At 52.6% G+C, this 352-nt stretch carries 1 protein-coding gene and 1 pseudogene; both read left to right on the top strand.

Going from position 1 to position 352, the window contains the following annotated elements:
* The coding region (gene atpE / locus ACIPZE_RS28990) for an ATP synthase F0 subunit C (protein WP_400776870.1) at positions 1-136 on the top strand (136 nt) is incomplete at its 5' end.
* Positions 137-195: 59 nt separating this feature from the next.
* Positions 196-352 (top strand): annotated as a pseudogene (locus ACIPZE_RS28985) (F0F1 ATP synthase subunit B); the annotation flags it as partial.

The raw sequence follows: 352 nt of genomic DNA, 5'->3' as shown, positions 1-352 counted from the left end.
GCCCGAAATGGCTCCACGGCCGCAAGCTACAATGTTCATCGTTGCCGGTCTGCTCGACGCCGTAACCATGATCGGTGTTGGTATCGCTCTGTTCTTCACCTTTGCGAACCCGTTCGTTGGTCAGATCGCTGGCTAATTACCCGGATTCTTCCGAGTAATTTGATGTGATGGACAACGTAACTGCGAGGTGTTGGCGTGAACATTAATGCGACCCTGATTGGCCAGTCCGTTGCGTTCCTGATTTTTGTACTGTTCTGCATGAAGTATGTATGGCCTCCGGTCATCACTGCCCTGCACGAACGTCAAAAGAAGATCGCTGATGGTCTGGACGCTGCCAGCCTTTCAGCTCTCG

It is taken from the genome of Pseudomonas sp. NPDC089741 (genome assembly GCF_044748825.1).
Taxonomy (GTDB): Bacteria; Pseudomonadota; Gammaproteobacteria; order Pseudomonadales; family Pseudomonadaceae; genus Aquipseudomonas; species Aquipseudomonas helmanticensis.
Note: the sequence above shows the minus strand (reverse complement) of the source record. Positions and strands in the feature narration are given on the sequence as shown.